Source organism: Caulobacter flavus, assembly GCF_003722335.1.
GTDB classification, from domain to species: domain Bacteria; phylum Pseudomonadota; class Alphaproteobacteria; order Caulobacterales; family Caulobacteraceae; genus Caulobacter; species Caulobacter flavus.
The window spans coordinates 539,834-552,777 of record NZ_CP026100.1; the positions used below are offsets into that span (position 1 = coordinate 539,834).

Genomic DNA, 12,944 nt, shown 5'->3' on the forward strand with positions numbered 1-12,944 from the left:
GGACGCCCGCAGCTCCCGCGACCAGGTCTCAGGCGCCCTTGCGCAGATGCACCAGGGGATAGCCGCGCCCCTGGCCGTCGGTCGGCGAACGGCCGGTGACTACGAAGCCCATCCGCTCGTAGAAGCCCACGGCCTGGGCGTTCTGCTCGTTGACGTCGGTGGTCAGGGTCGGCTGCGTGGCCAGGGCCAGGGTGACGAGGTTGCGCCCCACCCCCGTTCCGCGATGGTCGGGATCGACGAACAGCGCCTGCATGTGGGCGCCCTCCAGCAGCATGAAGGCGACGGCGACGTCGGCCTCGTCGACCGCCAGCCACATGGGGGCGGTCGACAGGAAGCCCTTCACCTCCTCCTCGATGGCGGCGCGGTCCTCGGGCGAGAGAAAGTCGTGGGTGGCGTCGACGGCGCGGCGCCAGATCTCGACCACGCGGTCGCCGTCGTCGGGGAAGGATTGTCGATAGCTGATCATGGCGTCGGAGGTAGAGCCGCCGCCGAGCCGGGGCAAGAGCGCGTTGTCAGGGCAGCCAGCGCGCCGGCAGATCGTGCGGGTCCAGCGCCTCGCCGCGCGGCAGCCACGGCAGGGCCGAAAAGATCAGCAGCAGCAGGAAGGCCATGCGGGCGGCAAGGTCGACAGCCATGCCGCGCATGGACGACGAGATCGCCAGCAGCAGCAGGGTCGCCGCGCCCACCGCCAGCAGGCTGGTGACCAGGGTGACGGCGTCGCGCAGCTTGAAGCCGGCGGTGTCGAAGCGGGCGTGGGGCGAAAGGTCGGCGCCGACCGCGGCGATCGTCCTGGCCAGGAGGGAAAAGCTCTCCAGCCGGTCGTCGTAGAGGCCAGGACCGCGCCAGCTCTGCGAGGCGATGGCCACCCGCTGGCGACCGAAGCTCAGCATCAGGGCGCGCTGGCGACCGCCGCCGCGCGGCATGGCCAGGCGGAAGCGGCGCAGATGGGCGAGCTCAAAGCGGCGCTCGCGTCCGCCGCGGCGCTCCACCAGCGTCCCGCCCTCCAATGTCCAGGCCGTCTCGGGCTGGAACGGGGCCAGGCGGGCGCTGTGGGACAGCGTGCTCACCCCCGGACGGCGGTGATCTCGACGCCGGCGGCGGCGGCGTGCGGGGCCAGGGCCAGGGGCTTTTCGACCCGCACCCGGGCGCGGGTGACGCGATGGTCGTCGAAACAGGCCTGCGCCAGGCGCTCGGCGAAGGTCTCGACCAGGTCGATATGGCCGGCCGCTGCGATGTCCTGGGCGGCGGTGCGGATGGTCTCGTAGTTCACCGTGTCGCCCAGTTGCTCGCAGTGGCTGGCGGCCACGTCGAGCTCGACGTCGATGACCAGCGGCTGCACGCGGCCGTGCTCGTGATCATAGACCCCGATCTGGGCGTCGACCTTGAGGCCGCGCACGAAGACCTTGGTGACGATGATCTTGGCGACCTTGGGGGCGAGGGCGGGCGCCGGGAACGGCGTTTCGGAAAGGGGGGAGGCGGACAAGGGCGGGGGCCTTCAGGAACCGAGGACGTCGGGCGTGCGCCAGGCCAGGTGCTGGCCGCCGTCGACCGCGATCATCTGGCCCGTGACCGACGGCGCGTCAATGAGATAGCGCATGGCGGCGGCCAGTTCGGACGGCTCGACGGCCGCGCCCAGCGGCGTGGCGGCGGCCTCGGCCTCGAACTCGCCGGGCGCCTGGTGCACCGAGGCCAGCACCGGGCCGGGCCCGATGGCGTTGACGCGGATGGCAGGCGCCAGGTCCTGGGCGAGCGTGCGCGTCGCCCACCACAGGCCCGCCTTAGAGACGCTGTAGCTGAAGAACTGCGGATTGGGCTTCAGCACCCGCTGGTCGACCAGGTTGACCACCAGTCCCTTGAAGCCGGCCGGCAGGGCGGCGGCGAAGGCCTGGGCCAGCAGCACCGGCGCGCGCAGGTTGGCGTCCATGTGCCGGTCCCAGCTGTCGGCGCTCAGGGTGGCGACGCGGTCGTCCTCGAAGGTCGAGGCCGAGTTGACCAGCAGGGTCAGCGGCCCGACGGCTTGGGACGCCGCCCCGACCAGAACCGCGCCGACGTCCGGGTCGGCCAGTTCGCCCGGCACGGCGACGGCGCGACGGCCCAGCGCCGCGATCTCGGCGACCACGTCCTCGGCCTCGTCCCGGGCGGTGCGATAGTGAACCGCCACGTCGTACCCCGCCCGCGCCGCCTCCAGCGCCAGCACCCGCCCGATCCTGCGCCCCGCGCCGGTGACGAGCGCGCCGCCGCGCGGGGATGGGGAGGTGGGGGAGCTGGACATGAAGCCTTCCTACTTCGCCGGCTTCTCCACCGCTAGCGGCCGCACCTTGTCGACCAGCGCGACCAGGAACTTGCCGGGCTCCTCGTGCGGGGCCAGGTGGGCGGAGTTCTCGAACCAGACCAGCTCCTTCCTCGGGGCCTTCAGCCGCGCCAGCCAAGGCTCGATCACCGACGAGGGCGTGGTGATGTCGTGGCGGCCCAGGAACATGAAGACGGGGAACTTCGTCGCGGCGATCCGGGTGTGGTCCGCCGCCGTCATGTCGGGCAGCAGGGCCGGCACCGACAGCTGGCCGCCCTGGTCGATGGCCAGGCGGTCGGCGTAGTCGTAGAGCGGCGACAGGCGCGCGGCGCGGAAATAGAAGTCCGCATTGTCGCGCCCCGCGGCCAGGCCTCCGTAGGCCATCACCCACTTGCGCACGACGTTGACCTTGGCGAACGGGATCTCGCCGTCGCCGGGATAGGGTGCGATGGCCTTGAGCTCGGTCAGCGCCGTCTCGTCCCTGCGTTCGGCGGCGATCTTCAGCAGCGCCTCGTACTGGGCGGCTTCGTTGGCGCGCAGGGCGAACAGCGGACCCACCCCGACATAGGCGGCCACCAGGTCGGGCCGGGCCATGGCCGCGTCCAGCGCGATGACGTTGCCCCACGAGTGGCCCAGCAGGATCACCTTGCGCGCGCCCAGGCGGCCGCGGACGTCGTCGATCAGCGCCAGCAGGTCCCTGGTCATCTGGGCCCGCGACAGGTGGGCCCGATTGGCCGCCTCGCCGCCCGAGCGCAGGGTCTTGCCGGCGCCCGGCTGGTCCCACTGCACGACGGTGAACCAGTCCTCCCAGCCCTGCTGGTAGGGCCAGGAGCGGCTCATCTCGGTCGCGCCCGGCCCGCCGTGGACATAGATGATCACCGGGTTGGCCCCGTCGGCCCCGCGGATGGAGACCCACTGCGGCAGGCCGTTCAGGTTCACCGGCTCCAGCACCTGGATCCCGCTCGGCGTCACGATCTTCTGGCGGTCGGCGATCATCGCCCGGGCGGTGGCGTAGTGGGTCTCGGTCGGCGGCGACGCGTTCGGGTCCTGGGCCAGGGCCGGACCAGCCAGCAGGACGGCGGCGAGCGCGAGAAGCGGCAGGCGGCGGATCATGGAGCGACTCTCCGGACGCGAGGGACCAGCGCCTCGTTTAGCCGCCCCTCGCCGCGCCGGCGACCCGCGTCGTGCGAACGGCGCTCGCCGGCGGTTGCCTGATTTGACAGCAGCGCTGCCTGACCTATGATGCCGTCACCATGTATCGCATCGAATTCTTCAATCGCGAGCAGCATAGGGCGGGCCACCTCATCGCAGGAGCCTAGTCCCGAGCCCCTATCGACGCGTCCGCGCCGGGCTCGGGACGAAAACCACATCGACAACAGCGTTGCGCAAGACTTCGACACATAACCGGTCGAGGTCCAGAAAACTTGCGCCCTTAGCCCCATTACTACGGCGCGCGGCCATGGCCGCGACGCCGCGCCATGCCGCATGGCCGAAAGCCAGGAGCGCTCCATGCCCGCTTCCCCGCCCTCTTCCAAGCGCGATCCGCGCCCGCCGATCGCCGTCTGCGCCGAGGACTACGACGCCCTCGCCGCCCTGGTCGCCCACCCCAGCGCCGCCCCGGGCCAGGCCCTTCTGGCGGTGGAGCTGGAGCGCGCCGCCGTGGTCGAAGGCGCCCTGGCCGCCAATCGCGTGCGGCTGGGCTCGGAGGTCGACTACCACGACCTCGACCGCGACCGGATGCGCACCATCCGCCTGGCCCTGCCGCACGCAGCCAGCATCGACGACCACCGCGTTTCCGTGACCGCCCCGATCGGCGCGGCCCTGCTGGGGCTCAAGCCCGGTCAGCGCTTTTCGTGGGCCGAAGCCGGCGGCCGGGTCCGCTCGATCAAGGTGCTGGCGGTGCGCAATGACGGCTGACGACGTGCTGGGCCCCTGCCCCAGCCCCGGCCATGGCCTGGGCGCCGCCGCGGCGAGCGCCCTGCTGGCGGCGGCCGATCACGTGGAACAGGCCTGGGCCGGCGCCTCGCCCCGGGAGGCCGCCACGCGGCTGTCGCTGCACGCCGAGGACCTGGCCCACTCGCCCGTGGCCCGCGACCAGCTGCTCAGCCGGGCCCTGGAGCTGGCGGCCGGCGACCTGTCCGAGGGCCGCCGCCCGCTGACCCACTGGCCGTTGTTCTTCACGGAGGACATGACCCCGTCGCTGGAGGCCCGCGAGGACGTCCGCGCCTGGGTGCTGGCCGGCGCCGATCCGATGCTGGCCGACGGCGAGGCCGTAGCCGAGGCCGTCGAGGCCCGGGCCGTGCGCGCGCTGGGCGACGCCTTCGAGACGGCGCGTGGCCTCACCCGGCGCCTGCGCGTCGAGGCCTGGCTGCAGCTGGCTTTGTGGGACGATCCCCGCATCCCGGCCAACGCCGAGACCCGCTTTCTGATGCGCGCCGGCGGTCGGCGGCTGATGGCGCGGGTGGGCGACTAGAAGGCGCCTAGACCAGGATCTTCGCCAAAGATCGCACGAGACAGAAGAGCACGGCGAAGAACCCGACCCTCGTTCCGACGATGAACGCCATCGGAGCGATGGCCAGGCCTCTCACCGGCTTCAGTTTCGGCCGGCGGAACAACAGCCATCCGGCATAGAAGAGCCACGCCAGGAGCAGGTACGCCAGCAGCGCGGGAGGGAGATTTCCGCCTTCCGCGCCGAAGGCGAGCGCCGGCAGGCAGAGGCACGCTATGATCAGCGTGTCCTTGCCCGACAGCGCATACAATGACGGGCGGCGGTCCTGGCGAACCTGCCCCGACATCCGGCGCCTCAGTCGATGCGGCCGAACTCGAAGGCGTTCAGGCCGACGACGACGCCCAGGAAGATGGCGATGATCAGGATCGCGAGCATGTTAGCGCCGCTCCGGCTTGGTTGTTGTTTCCTCTTCCCCGGCTTTAGCGGCCAATGTTCGGTGGGGCAAGGCCTGCCCCTCGCCGCCGAAACAGCCTAGCCTGCGCTCCATGCTCTGGCGCCGCAAAGTCGAACCCTACACCCGCCCCTTCGTCTACGCCTGGTTCCGCATGACCCGGGGGCTGACGCTCGGCGTGCGCGGCCTCGTCACCGACGACGAAGGCCGCGTGCTGATGATCCAGCACACCTATGTTCCCGGCTGGTACCTGCCCGGCGGCGGCGTCGAGCGCGGCGAGATCGCCGAGACCTCGCTGGTGCGCGAGATGCAGGAAGAAGCCGGCGTGCGCGTCATCGGCCGCCCCACCCTGCTGTCGGTGCACAGCAACGAGCCGCGCCATCCGGGCGACCACGTGCTGTTCTACCGCGTCCACGCCTGGGAGCCGTGCGAGGCGGCGGAACAGGGCGAGATCCACGAGATCGGCTGGTTCCACCCCGACGGCCTGCCGAGCGACGTCACCGACGCCACCCGCCAGCGCATCGCCGAGGCCCTGAAGGGCGCGGCGATCGATCCGATGTGGTGAGCATGGACTGGCTGACGCGACTGATCGGCCGGCTGCGGCCAGCGCCCGCCCCGCCGGCCGCGCCCGAGCCTCCCCACAAACTGGAGACCTCGATCCGCGAGCACCTCGCGCCGCTGCTGCGCGAGGACGGCTTCACCGGCTCGGGACGAACCTTCCGGCGCCGGGTCGCGGGGCTGATCCACGTGGTCTCGGTGCAGGGATCCAGCGACGGCGGACGGTTCGCCGTCAATCTGGGTGTTCAGCCTCTGGCCATCCCAACGGACCGCGATATCGATCCGCGCAAGATCACCGAGACCGACTGCGTGTTCCGCCGTCGGCTCAGCCGCTCGGGCGCGGATCAGTGGTGGCCGCACGACGGGACCAGGACTGGAATGGACGTCGCCGTGCAGGATGCGGCAAGCGTCTATGCCGCCGTCGGCGGACCAGCCTTCGCTGCGCTGAGCGCGGACGCTTCCCCCCTGCGCGTCGGCACCGTAGAGGAATTCGCGAACGGCGGGCTGGACCTGCGGGGCTTCCGCGCCACCGACGTCGTCGTGGCGCACGCCTTCGCGCTGATGCGCCAGGCCGAAGGCAAGCCCGAGGCCGCCAGGGACTTCGCCCTTTGGGCGCTGGAGGAAATCGAACACAGCGGCGGCGGCGTTCTGCTGCGTCGTGAACTGAGGGCTGTCGCGGACGCCTGCTAGCCGTCGCGAGGGCCGCGCCCGCGCCCCGCGACTTCCGGCGCGATCCGTGCTAAGCGCCCGCCCAACGAAATTCACGAGAGTTCCATGGCCCTGAAAGTCGCCATCGTCGGCCTGCCCAACGTCGGCAAGTCCACCCTGTTCAACGCCCTGACCCAGACGGCGTCGGCCCAGGCCGCCAACTATCCGTTCTGCACCATCGAGCCGAACACCGGCGACGTGGCCGTGCCGGAAGCGCGCCTGAACGCCCTGGCCGCCATCGCCGGCTCCAAGGAAATCATCCCGGCCCGCATCAACTTCGTCGACATCGCCGGCCTGGTGCGCGGCGCGTCCAAGGGCGAAGGCCTGGGCAACCAGTTCCTGGCCAACATCCGCGACTGCGACGCCGTGGCCTTCGTGGCCCGCTGCTTCGAGGACGGCGACATCACCCACGTCGAAGGCCGCATCGACCCGCTGGCCGATCTCGAGATCATCGAGATGGAGCTGATGCTGGCCGACCTGGAAAGCCTGGAAAAGCGCCTGCCCAACGTCGAGAAGCGCGCCAAGAGCGGCGGCGACAAGGACATGATCGCCACCCTGCGGCTGATCAACCTGGCGCTGGAACAGCTGCGCGCCGGCCGTCCGGCCCGCGCCGCCGACGTGCCGAAGGAAGACGCCAAGGCCTGGGGCATGCTGCAGCTCTTGACCTCGCTGCCGGCCCTCTATGTCTGCAACGTCGACGAGGGCAGCGCCGACAAGGGCAACAAGTTCTCCGACCTGGTGGCCGAGCGCGCCAAGGCCGACAACGCCAAGAGCGTGGTGATCTCGGCCCAGATCGAGAGCGAGATCGCCCTGCTGGACGAAGCCGAACGCGCCGAGTTCCTGGAGACCCTGGGCCTGGAGGAGCCGGGCCTCAACCGCCTGATCCGCGAGGCCTACAAGCTGCTGGGCCTGCAGACCTACTTCACGGTCGGCCCCAAGGAAGCCCGCGCCTGGACGATCCATGTCGGCGACACCGCTCCGCAGGCGGCCGGCGTCATCCACACCGACTTCGAGAAGGGCTTCATCCGCGCCGAAACCATCGCCTACGAGGACTACGTCAAGCTGAACGGCGAAGGCGGGGCCAAGGAAGCCGGCAAGATGCGCTCGGAAGGCAAGGAATACGTCGTCAAGGACGGCGACGTGATGAACTTCCGCTTCAACGTCTGATCGCGGACTTGAAATAGATCGCCGCCTGGCCGAGCTTGCCCGCCGAGGGTGGGGAGCTCGGCCGGAACGTGACGTCGTGGATCATCGGGAGCGCCCTGGCGCTTGCCCTGGCGTCGCCGCAGGACGCCCTGACGCCGGTGGCCCGTCCCGCGGGCGGCGAAGCGGTCCACGCCCTGAAGGCGGAAGGCCCGCCCACCGTCCGTCCCGCCGGCCGCGCCGTCGTCGGCGACGTGCTGATCGCCCAGCCGGTACGACACGCCTTCACCGGCGTCCTCAGCCAGGACGTTCTGCGCGACGGCCGCGTGGCGATGCGGGCCGGCACGCGCGTCATCGGCGTCCGCCAGTCCTTCTACAGCGTGGCCACCACCCGGCTCCAGCGCAGCCGGGGCCAGATGGGCGAAGTGCGCCAGAACGGCAACCAGACGATCTGGTGCGCCGCCGATCCGGCGCGATCCAAGACCGCCGTGGCCTGCCTGCCTTTCGTCAACGGCGTGACGCGCTGGGTCGAGGCGTCGCCGCCCCACTATCCGGTCATCCGCAGCTTCACCCCCAAGGCGCCGCTCGCGGGGCCGGTGCTGGTCGAGCCGGCGCCGATCGAGGGCCTGCCGCCTCTGCGCTTCACCGTCGTCTTCGCCGGCTGGACGCCCGAGGGCGCGGCGGTCGACCTGAACGTCGAAAGCGGCGACGGACCGCCGGCCACGCGGCGCCGCGTCCTGGAGCGGAACGCCGACGGCGGCGCCACGCTGCTGGCGCTGGGCGGCCGCCTGCGGCTGACGCCCGTCGCGGCCGACCCGAACGCGGCCGACATCGAGATCGTCATCACGCCCTCGCCGACCGCCGACCCGGAGTTCTGAGCGTGCGCCTTCCGCTTCTCCTGTCGATGCTGCTGGCGCTGGCCAGCTTCGGCGCCTCGGCCGCCACGCCGCCGGCCATCGAGGGCACGGTCGACAGGATCCTCATCGAGAAGGCCGCCCGCCGCATGACGCTCTATACGGGCGACCGGCGGGTGCGGACCTACGTGATCTCGCTGGGCGGCGGCGGGCTGGCGGCCAAGGCCCGCCGGGGCGACCGGCGCACGCCCGAGGGTGACTACCGCATCACCGGCCGCAATCCCAATAGTCGCTTCCACCTCTCCCTGCGCATCGGCTACCCGACCCCGGCCCAGGTCGCCGCCGCTCGCGCCAAGGGGATCGATCCCGGCGGCGACATCATGATCCACGGCCTGCCCAACGGTCGCGGCGCCCTGGCCGCGCTGTACCAGGGCCGCGACTGGACCGACGGCTGCATAGCCGTCACCGATCCCGAGATAGAAGAGGTGTGGAAGCTGGTGCGCGACGGCGCCCGTGTGAGGATCACGCCATGACCGACGCCGCCGCGCCCCTTCTCGTGCGTCGCTCATGGCGCAAGGCCGTATTCGCGTCGGCGGCCCTGCTGCTGGTCGGCGCCGCATGGATGGGCTGGCGCGCCGCGCAAGGCGACCAGCCGCCCTGGATCGTGCTGGGAGCGATCGCCGCGTGGTGCATGATCGGCACGCCCCTGCTGATCCGCGACCGCGCCCCTCGCCTGGTCGTCGCAGCCGACGGATTGAGTTGGCGCGACGCCCGCAAGGAGCCGCTCTATCACCTTGCCTGGAGCCGGATCCTTTCGGCCAGGTTCGAAGACCGCGGCGAGGACGGCCACGTGCTGCTGCTGACCCTCGATCCGCCGCCGATCGTCGAGCAGCAGGCTTCCGATCGACGGGGCCCCTTCGTGGTCGACATCCCGGTCAGCGGCCTGGACCACTCGCGCCAGGCCGTTCGAAGCGCCATCCGTCGCCACGCGCCGCACCTTTTCGCCTCCGGCCGCGCCTGACAGGCTTCCCGTTCGGCCCGCGATCCGCTGGAAGAACAATCGGCACACGCGCCTTGACCGCAAGGTCGGCGCGGTTCTTGGATGCCCCCGCCATTCGAGCCGGGAGCCGCCCATGTCCGACACCATCACCCTGACCTCCGCCATCGACGGCTTTTCGTTCACCGCCGGCCACGTGCGGCCCGAAGGCCCGCGCAAGGGCGGCGTGGTGGTGATCCAGGAGATCTTCGGCCTCGACCAGTACGTGCAGGCCGACCTCCAGCGCTGGGCCGCGCGCGGCTACGAGGCGATCGCGCCGTCGCTGTTCGACCGCGTCACGCCCGGCTACGTCGCCGAGCACGACCCCGAAGGCTTCCAGAACGGCGTCGCCGCCGTCGGCAAGGTGGGCATGCCGGCCATGCTGTCGGACATCCAGGCCTGCATCGACGCCCTGAAGGACAAGGGTCCGGTGTTCGCCGTCGGCTACTGCATGGGCGGCTCGCTGGTGTGGCTGGCGGCCTCGAAACTGGAAGGCCTGGCGGCCGGCTCGGCCTATTACGGCAGCCAGATCGCCGCCAACGCCGCCCTGCCGCTGAATTGCCCGGTCATCGTCCACCTGGGAGCCAAGGACGCCCACATCCCGGCCGAGCAGGCCAAGGCCGCCATCTGGACGGCCCATCCCGAGCTGGGCGTCTATGTCTACGAAGCCAGCGGCCACGGCTTCAACAACGACGGCCGCCCCGACAGCGATCTGGCCGACGCCGAACTGGCCCGCCAGCGCACGGTGGAGCTGTTCGAAGCGAACGGCGCCGGCGCATGACCACGACCGGGACCCGCATCGCCCTCTGCGACCGCGATGGCGGCCCGCTGTCGGCGTTCCACGTCCAACCCGGCGAGGCCCGGCGCGGCGGCCTGGTGGTGCTGCACGCCATCTGGGGCATCACCCCGCACATCCGCGAGTTCAGCGAAAGCCTGGCCGAGCACGGCTATGAGGTGATCGCCCCCAACCTGCTGGACAGCGCCGACGCCCCCTGGCCCGAGCTCAACACCGAGCCGGCGATCCTGGACGCTCGCATGGCCCTGGGCGAACAGGCCGGCTGGGGCGCGGCAAGCGTGCCGCGCGTGCAGGCCGCCATCGACGCGCTGGAAGGGCCGGTGTTCGTGATCGGCTTCTGCTTTGGCGGCACCACCGCCTGGCTGGCCTCGACCCGGGCCCACGGCGTGACGGCGGTGTCGGCCTTCTACGGCGGCGACATCGTGCGCTATCGCGACGAGACGCCCAAGGTCCCGACCATCCTGCACTTCGGCAAGACCGACGAGATGATCCCGCCGGCCGACGTGGCGGCGATCGAGACGGCCCATCCCGACCTGCCGATCTATCAGTACGACGCCGGCCACGCCTTCGTCGCCCCCAGCGGCCACCATCCCGACAGCGCCCGCCTGTCGATGCTGCGCACGCTGCAGCTCTTCCAGCGCTCGGGCGGGAGCAGGGGCGAGGCCTAGGATCCCTAGGTCGCCTCCACCGCATAGAAGGTGTTGAAGCCGACGAACATCGCCACCGCCAGCAAGGCGATGACGAGGGCGGCCAGGGCCAGCACCTTGACGTGCTTGCGCCTGACCGGCTTGGGCTGCTGGTCGGGATGGGCGTCGGGCTTGGTGTCGAGGTCCATGGTCACTCCGAAAGGGGTTGGTCCCGACAACGCCCCGTCCCGGTGATCCGCTCCGCACAACGCGCGAAAGCCGATCCGGATTGCTGAGCGGCGCTCAACACCCCGTGCACCGCCAGGCGCCTAACGCGCCGCGCCCTGCGCTGTTACGCTTCGTCTCTTTCGCTGGGCCGACACCCGCGACGAAACCACCCGCGCGCCCGGCCGCTTTAACCGCGGACTCATGGCGCGTGGAGGACCGGAGGATGGGATGGCGATACTCGACGACCTTCAGCTTTCGAGGCGCGAAGTGATGGCGACCGGCGCCGCCGCGGGCGTCGTGAGCGCCCCGGGCCTGGCCGACGCCGCGCCCGAGCACGCGGCGCCTTCGATCATGACGGTGTCCTTCACGGTCAATGGCCAGCGCCAGACCCTGGAGCTCGACACCCGCACCACCCTGCTGGACGCCCTGCGCGAGCACCTGAAGCTGACCGGCAGCAAGAAGGGCTGCGACCACGGGCAGTGCGGCGCCTGCACGGTCATCGTCGACGGGCGACGGATCAATTCGTGCCTGTCGCTGGCGGTGATGCACGAGGGCGACGAGGTCACCACCATCGAGGGCCTGGGCACGCCCGAGAAGCTGCACCCGCTGCAGGCGGCCTTCGTCAAGCACGACGGCTACCAGTGCGGCTACTGCACGCCGGGCCAGATCTGCTCGGCCAAGGCGGTGCTGGACGAGATCAAGGCCGGCGTGCCCAGCCACGTCACCGCCGACCTCAACGCCAGGATCCAGTTCAGCGAGGACGAGCTGCGCGAGCGGATGAGCGGCAACATCTGCCGCTGCGGGGCCTATTCCAACATCGTCGAGGCCGTGGCCGAAGTGGCGGGGAAATCGGCATGAGGGCCTTCACCTACGAGCGCGCCAGGAGCCCGCGCGAAGCCGCCGCGGCCGTCGCCGCCGATCCGACCGCCCGCTTCATCGCCGGCGGCACCAACCTGCTCGACCTGATGAAGCTGGAGATCGAGACCCCCGCGCGGCTCGTCGACGTGGGCGGCCTGAAGCTGGACCAGATCGCGCCCACCAGGGACGGCGGCCTGCGCATCGGCGCCCTGGTGCGCAACACCGACCTGGCCGCCGACAAGCGGGTCCGCAAGGACTACGGCGTGCTGTCGCGCGCCCTGCTGGCCGGCGCCTCGGGCCAGCTGCGCAACAAGGCCACCACCGCCGGCAACCTGCTGCAGCGCACCCGGTGCCCGTACTTCTACGACACCAACATGCCCTGCAACAAACGCAGCCCCGGCGCGGGCTGCGCGGCGATCGGCGGCTTCACCCGGAGCCTGGCCGTGCTGGGCGCCAGCGAGGCCTGCATCGCCACCCACCCCAGCGACATGGCCGTGGCCCTGCGGCTGCTGGACGCCACCGTGGAGACCGTGGCGGCGGACGGGACCGAGCGTTCGATCCCGATCGCCGACTTCCACCGGCTGCCGGGCGAGACCCCGCAGGTCGAGACGGCCCTGGCGCGCGGCGAACTGATCACCGCGGTCACCCTGCCCAAGCCGATCGGCGGCGTTCACGCCTATCGCAAGGTGCGCGACCGGGCCTCCTACGCCTTCGCGCTCGTTTCCGTCGCCAGCGTCATCCACAAGGACGGCTCGGGCCGCGTCGCCCTGGGCGGCGTTGCTCATCGGCCCTGGCGGGTGGAGGCGGCGGAAGGCCTCATGCCGCGCGGGGCCAAGGCGATCTCCGAAGGCCTGCTGGCCGGCGCCAGGACCACGGCGCAGAACGCCTTCAAGCTGACCTTGGCGCAGCGCGCGATCGGCGCGGCCATCATCGAAGCGAGGGCTTGA

General features: G+C 71.2%; 19 protein-coding genes. 12 read left to right on the forward strand and 7 right to left on the reverse strand.

The features are described 5' to 3' along the window. Nucleotides 1-28: 28 nt before the first annotated feature. Genes C1707_RS02590 through C1707_RS02610 form a run of 5 tightly spaced genes read right to left on the reverse strand, consistent with a single transcriptional unit; the run spans nucleotide 29 to nucleotide 3,403 of the window. Nucleotides 29-502, reverse strand: a complete 474-nt coding sequence (locus C1707_RS02590) for an acetyltransferase (RefSeq protein ID WP_240633850.1) — start codon at nucleotides 500-502, stop codon at nucleotides 29-31. A 10-nt stretch (nucleotides 503-512) separates the two neighbouring features. Continuing rightward, the gene (locus C1707_RS02595) at nucleotides 513-1,067 is read right to left on the reverse strand and encodes a hypothetical protein (protein WP_101711659.1); all 555 of its coding nucleotides are present in this window, start codon (nucleotides 1,065-1,067) and stop codon (nucleotides 513-515) included. Then, nucleotides 1,064-1,483: a dihydroneopterin aldolase gene (gene folB / locus C1707_RS02600; protein ID WP_101711658.1), complete on the reverse strand. Its 420-nt coding sequence runs from the start codon at nucleotides 1,481-1,483 to the stop codon at nucleotides 1,064-1,066. The genes C1707_RS02595 and folB overlap by 4 nt, the downstream gene beginning before the upstream one ends. Before the next feature lie 12 nt (nucleotides 1,484-1,495). Beyond that, on the reverse strand, nucleotides 1,496-2,272 hold the full coding sequence (locus C1707_RS02605) for an SDR family oxidoreductase (RefSeq protein ID WP_101711657.1): 777 nt from the start codon (nucleotides 2,270-2,272) through the stop codon (nucleotides 1,496-1,498). A gap of 9 nt (nucleotides 2,273-2,281) precedes the next feature. Continuing rightward, nucleotides 2,282-3,403, reverse strand: coding sequence for an alpha/beta fold hydrolase (locus tag C1707_RS02610; protein WP_101711656.1), 1,122 nt, complete (start codon nucleotides 3,401-3,403; stop codon nucleotides 2,282-2,284). A gap of 396 nt (nucleotides 3,404-3,799) precedes the next feature. On the opposite strand from C1707_RS02610, the gene C1707_RS02615 reads away from it, so the two are divergent. Next, nucleotides 3,800-4,207, forward strand: coding sequence for a GreA/GreB family elongation factor (locus C1707_RS02615; RefSeq protein WP_164467261.1), 408 nt, complete (start codon nucleotides 3,800-3,802; stop codon nucleotides 4,205-4,207). Next, nucleotides 4,197-4,763, forward strand: a complete 567-nt coding sequence (locus tag C1707_RS02620; protein ID WP_101711654.1) for a hypothetical protein — start codon at nucleotides 4,197-4,199, stop codon at nucleotides 4,761-4,763. Before C1707_RS02615 ends, C1707_RS02620 begins: the two co-directional genes overlap by 11 nt. Before the next feature lie 7 nt (nucleotides 4,764-4,770). On the opposite strand, the gene C1707_RS02625 is transcribed toward C1707_RS02620, so the two are convergent. Then, on the reverse strand, nucleotides 4,771-5,085 hold the full coding sequence (locus C1707_RS02625) for a hypothetical protein (RefSeq protein WP_101711653.1): 315 nt from the start codon (nucleotides 5,083-5,085) through the stop codon (nucleotides 4,771-4,773). A 199-nt stretch (nucleotides 5,086-5,284) separates the two neighbouring features. On the opposite strand from C1707_RS02625, the gene C1707_RS02630 reads away from it, so the two are divergent. From C1707_RS02630 to C1707_RS02665, 8 genes are all read left to right on the forward strand, one after another. After that, nucleotides 5,285-5,755: an NUDIX domain-containing protein gene (locus C1707_RS02630; RefSeq protein ID WP_101711652.1), complete on the forward strand. Its 471-nt coding sequence runs from the start codon at nucleotides 5,285-5,287 to the stop codon at nucleotides 5,753-5,755. A gap of 2 nt (nucleotides 5,756-5,757) precedes the next feature. Further along, nucleotides 5,758-6,438, forward strand: coding sequence for a DUF4304 domain-containing protein (locus tag C1707_RS02635; RefSeq protein ID WP_101711651.1), 681 nt, complete (start codon nucleotides 5,758-5,760; stop codon nucleotides 6,436-6,438). 84 nt (nucleotides 6,439-6,522) lie between these two features. Further along, nucleotides 6,523-7,623, forward strand: coding sequence for a redox-regulated ATPase YchF (gene ychF, locus C1707_RS02640; protein ID WP_101711650.1), 1,101 nt, complete (start codon nucleotides 6,523-6,525; stop codon nucleotides 7,621-7,623). Between the two features lie 68 nt (nucleotides 7,624-7,691). Then, on the forward strand, nucleotides 7,692-8,477 hold the full coding sequence (locus C1707_RS02645) for a hypothetical protein (RefSeq protein WP_101711649.1): 786 nt from the start codon (nucleotides 7,692-7,694) through the stop codon (nucleotides 8,475-8,477). A 2-nt stretch (nucleotides 8,478-8,479) separates the two neighbouring features. After that, complete coding sequence (locus C1707_RS02650; protein ID WP_240633851.1) at nucleotides 8,480-8,986, forward strand: L,D-transpeptidase family protein; 507 nt, start codon at nucleotides 8,480-8,482, stop codon at nucleotides 8,984-8,986. Continuing rightward, nucleotides 8,983-9,474, forward strand: a complete 492-nt coding sequence (locus tag C1707_RS02655) for a hypothetical protein (protein ID WP_101711648.1) — start codon at nucleotides 8,983-8,985, stop codon at nucleotides 9,472-9,474. The genes C1707_RS02650 and C1707_RS02655 overlap by 4 nt, the downstream gene beginning before the upstream one ends. 112 nt (nucleotides 9,475-9,586) lie before the next feature. Further along, complete coding sequence (locus C1707_RS02660; RefSeq protein ID WP_101711647.1) at nucleotides 9,587-10,270, forward strand: dienelactone hydrolase family protein; 684 nt, start codon at nucleotides 9,587-9,589, stop codon at nucleotides 10,268-10,270. Then, nucleotides 10,267-10,953: a dienelactone hydrolase family protein gene (locus C1707_RS02665; protein ID WP_101711646.1), complete on the forward strand. Its 687-nt coding sequence runs from the start codon at nucleotides 10,267-10,269 to the stop codon at nucleotides 10,951-10,953. The genes C1707_RS02660 and C1707_RS02665 overlap by 4 nt, the downstream gene beginning before the upstream one ends. 5 nt (nucleotides 10,954-10,958) lie before the next feature. On the opposite strand, the gene C1707_RS25950 is transcribed toward C1707_RS02665, so the two are convergent. Then, nucleotides 10,959-11,120, reverse strand: a complete 162-nt coding sequence (locus C1707_RS25950; protein WP_164467262.1) for a hypothetical protein — start codon at nucleotides 11,118-11,120, stop codon at nucleotides 10,959-10,961. A 247-nt stretch (nucleotides 11,121-11,367) separates the two neighbouring features. Between C1707_RS25950 and paoA the strand changes: the two genes are divergently transcribed. Both paoA and C1707_RS02675 read left to right on the forward strand, forming a co-directional pair. After that, nucleotides 11,368-11,997, forward strand: a complete 630-nt coding sequence (gene paoA / locus C1707_RS02670; protein WP_101711645.1) for an aldehyde dehydrogenase iron-sulfur subunit PaoA — start codon at nucleotides 11,368-11,370, stop codon at nucleotides 11,995-11,997. Continuing rightward, a complete protein-coding gene (locus C1707_RS02675) occupies nucleotides 11,994-12,944 on the forward strand; it encodes an FAD binding domain-containing protein (protein WP_101711644.1) in 951 nt (316 codons plus the stop codon). Before paoA ends, C1707_RS02675 begins: the two co-directional genes overlap by 4 nt.

Bases quoted from the DNA above. Each gene is read 5' to 3' on its own strand.
- C1707_RS02605 (WP_101711657.1), bottom strand. From the start codon at position 2,272: ATGTCCAGCTCCCCCACCTCCCCATCCCCGCGCGGCGGCGCGCTCGTC.
- C1707_RS02610 (WP_101711656.1), bottom strand. From the start codon at position 3,403: ATGATCCGCCGCCTGCCGCTTCTCGCGCTCGCCGCCGTCCTGCTGGCT.
- C1707_RS02615 (WP_164467261.1), top strand. From the start codon at position 3,800: ATGCCCGCTTCCCCGCCCTCTTCCAAGCGCGATCCGCGCCCGCCGATC.
- C1707_RS02620 (WP_101711654.1), top strand. From the start codon at position 4,197: ATGACGGCTGACGACGTGCTGGGCCCCTGCCCCAGCCCCGGCCATGGC.
- C1707_RS02625 (WP_101711653.1), bottom strand. From the start codon at position 5,085: ATGTCGGGGCAGGTTCGCCAGGACCGCCGCCCGTCATTGTATGCGCTG.
- C1707_RS02630 (WP_101711652.1), top strand. From the start codon at position 5,285: ATGCTCTGGCGCCGCAAAGTCGAACCCTACACCCGCCCCTTCGTCTAC.
- C1707_RS02635 (WP_101711651.1), top strand. From the start codon at position 5,758: ATGGACTGGCTGACGCGACTGATCGGCCGGCTGCGGCCAGCGCCCGCC.
- ychF (WP_101711650.1), top strand. From the start codon at position 6,523: ATGGCCCTGAAAGTCGCCATCGTCGGCCTGCCCAACGTCGGCAAGTCC.
- C1707_RS02655 (WP_101711648.1), top strand. From the start codon at position 8,983: ATGACCGACGCCGCCGCGCCCCTTCTCGTGCGTCGCTCATGGCGCAAG.
- C1707_RS02660 (WP_101711647.1), top strand. From the start codon at position 9,587: ATGTCCGACACCATCACCCTGACCTCCGCCATCGACGGCTTTTCGTTC.
- C1707_RS02665 (WP_101711646.1), top strand. From the start codon at position 10,267: ATGACCACGACCGGGACCCGCATCGCCCTCTGCGACCGCGATGGCGGC.
- C1707_RS25950 (WP_164467262.1), bottom strand. From the start codon at position 11,120: ATGGACCTCGACACCAAGCCCGACGCCCATCCCGACCAGCAGCCCAAG.
- paoA (WP_101711645.1), top strand. From the start codon at position 11,368: ATGGCGATACTCGACGACCTTCAGCTTTCGAGGCGCGAAGTGATGGCG.
- C1707_RS02675 (WP_101711644.1), top strand. From the start codon at position 11,994: ATGAGGGCCTTCACCTACGAGCGCGCCAGGAGCCCGCGCGAAGCCGCC.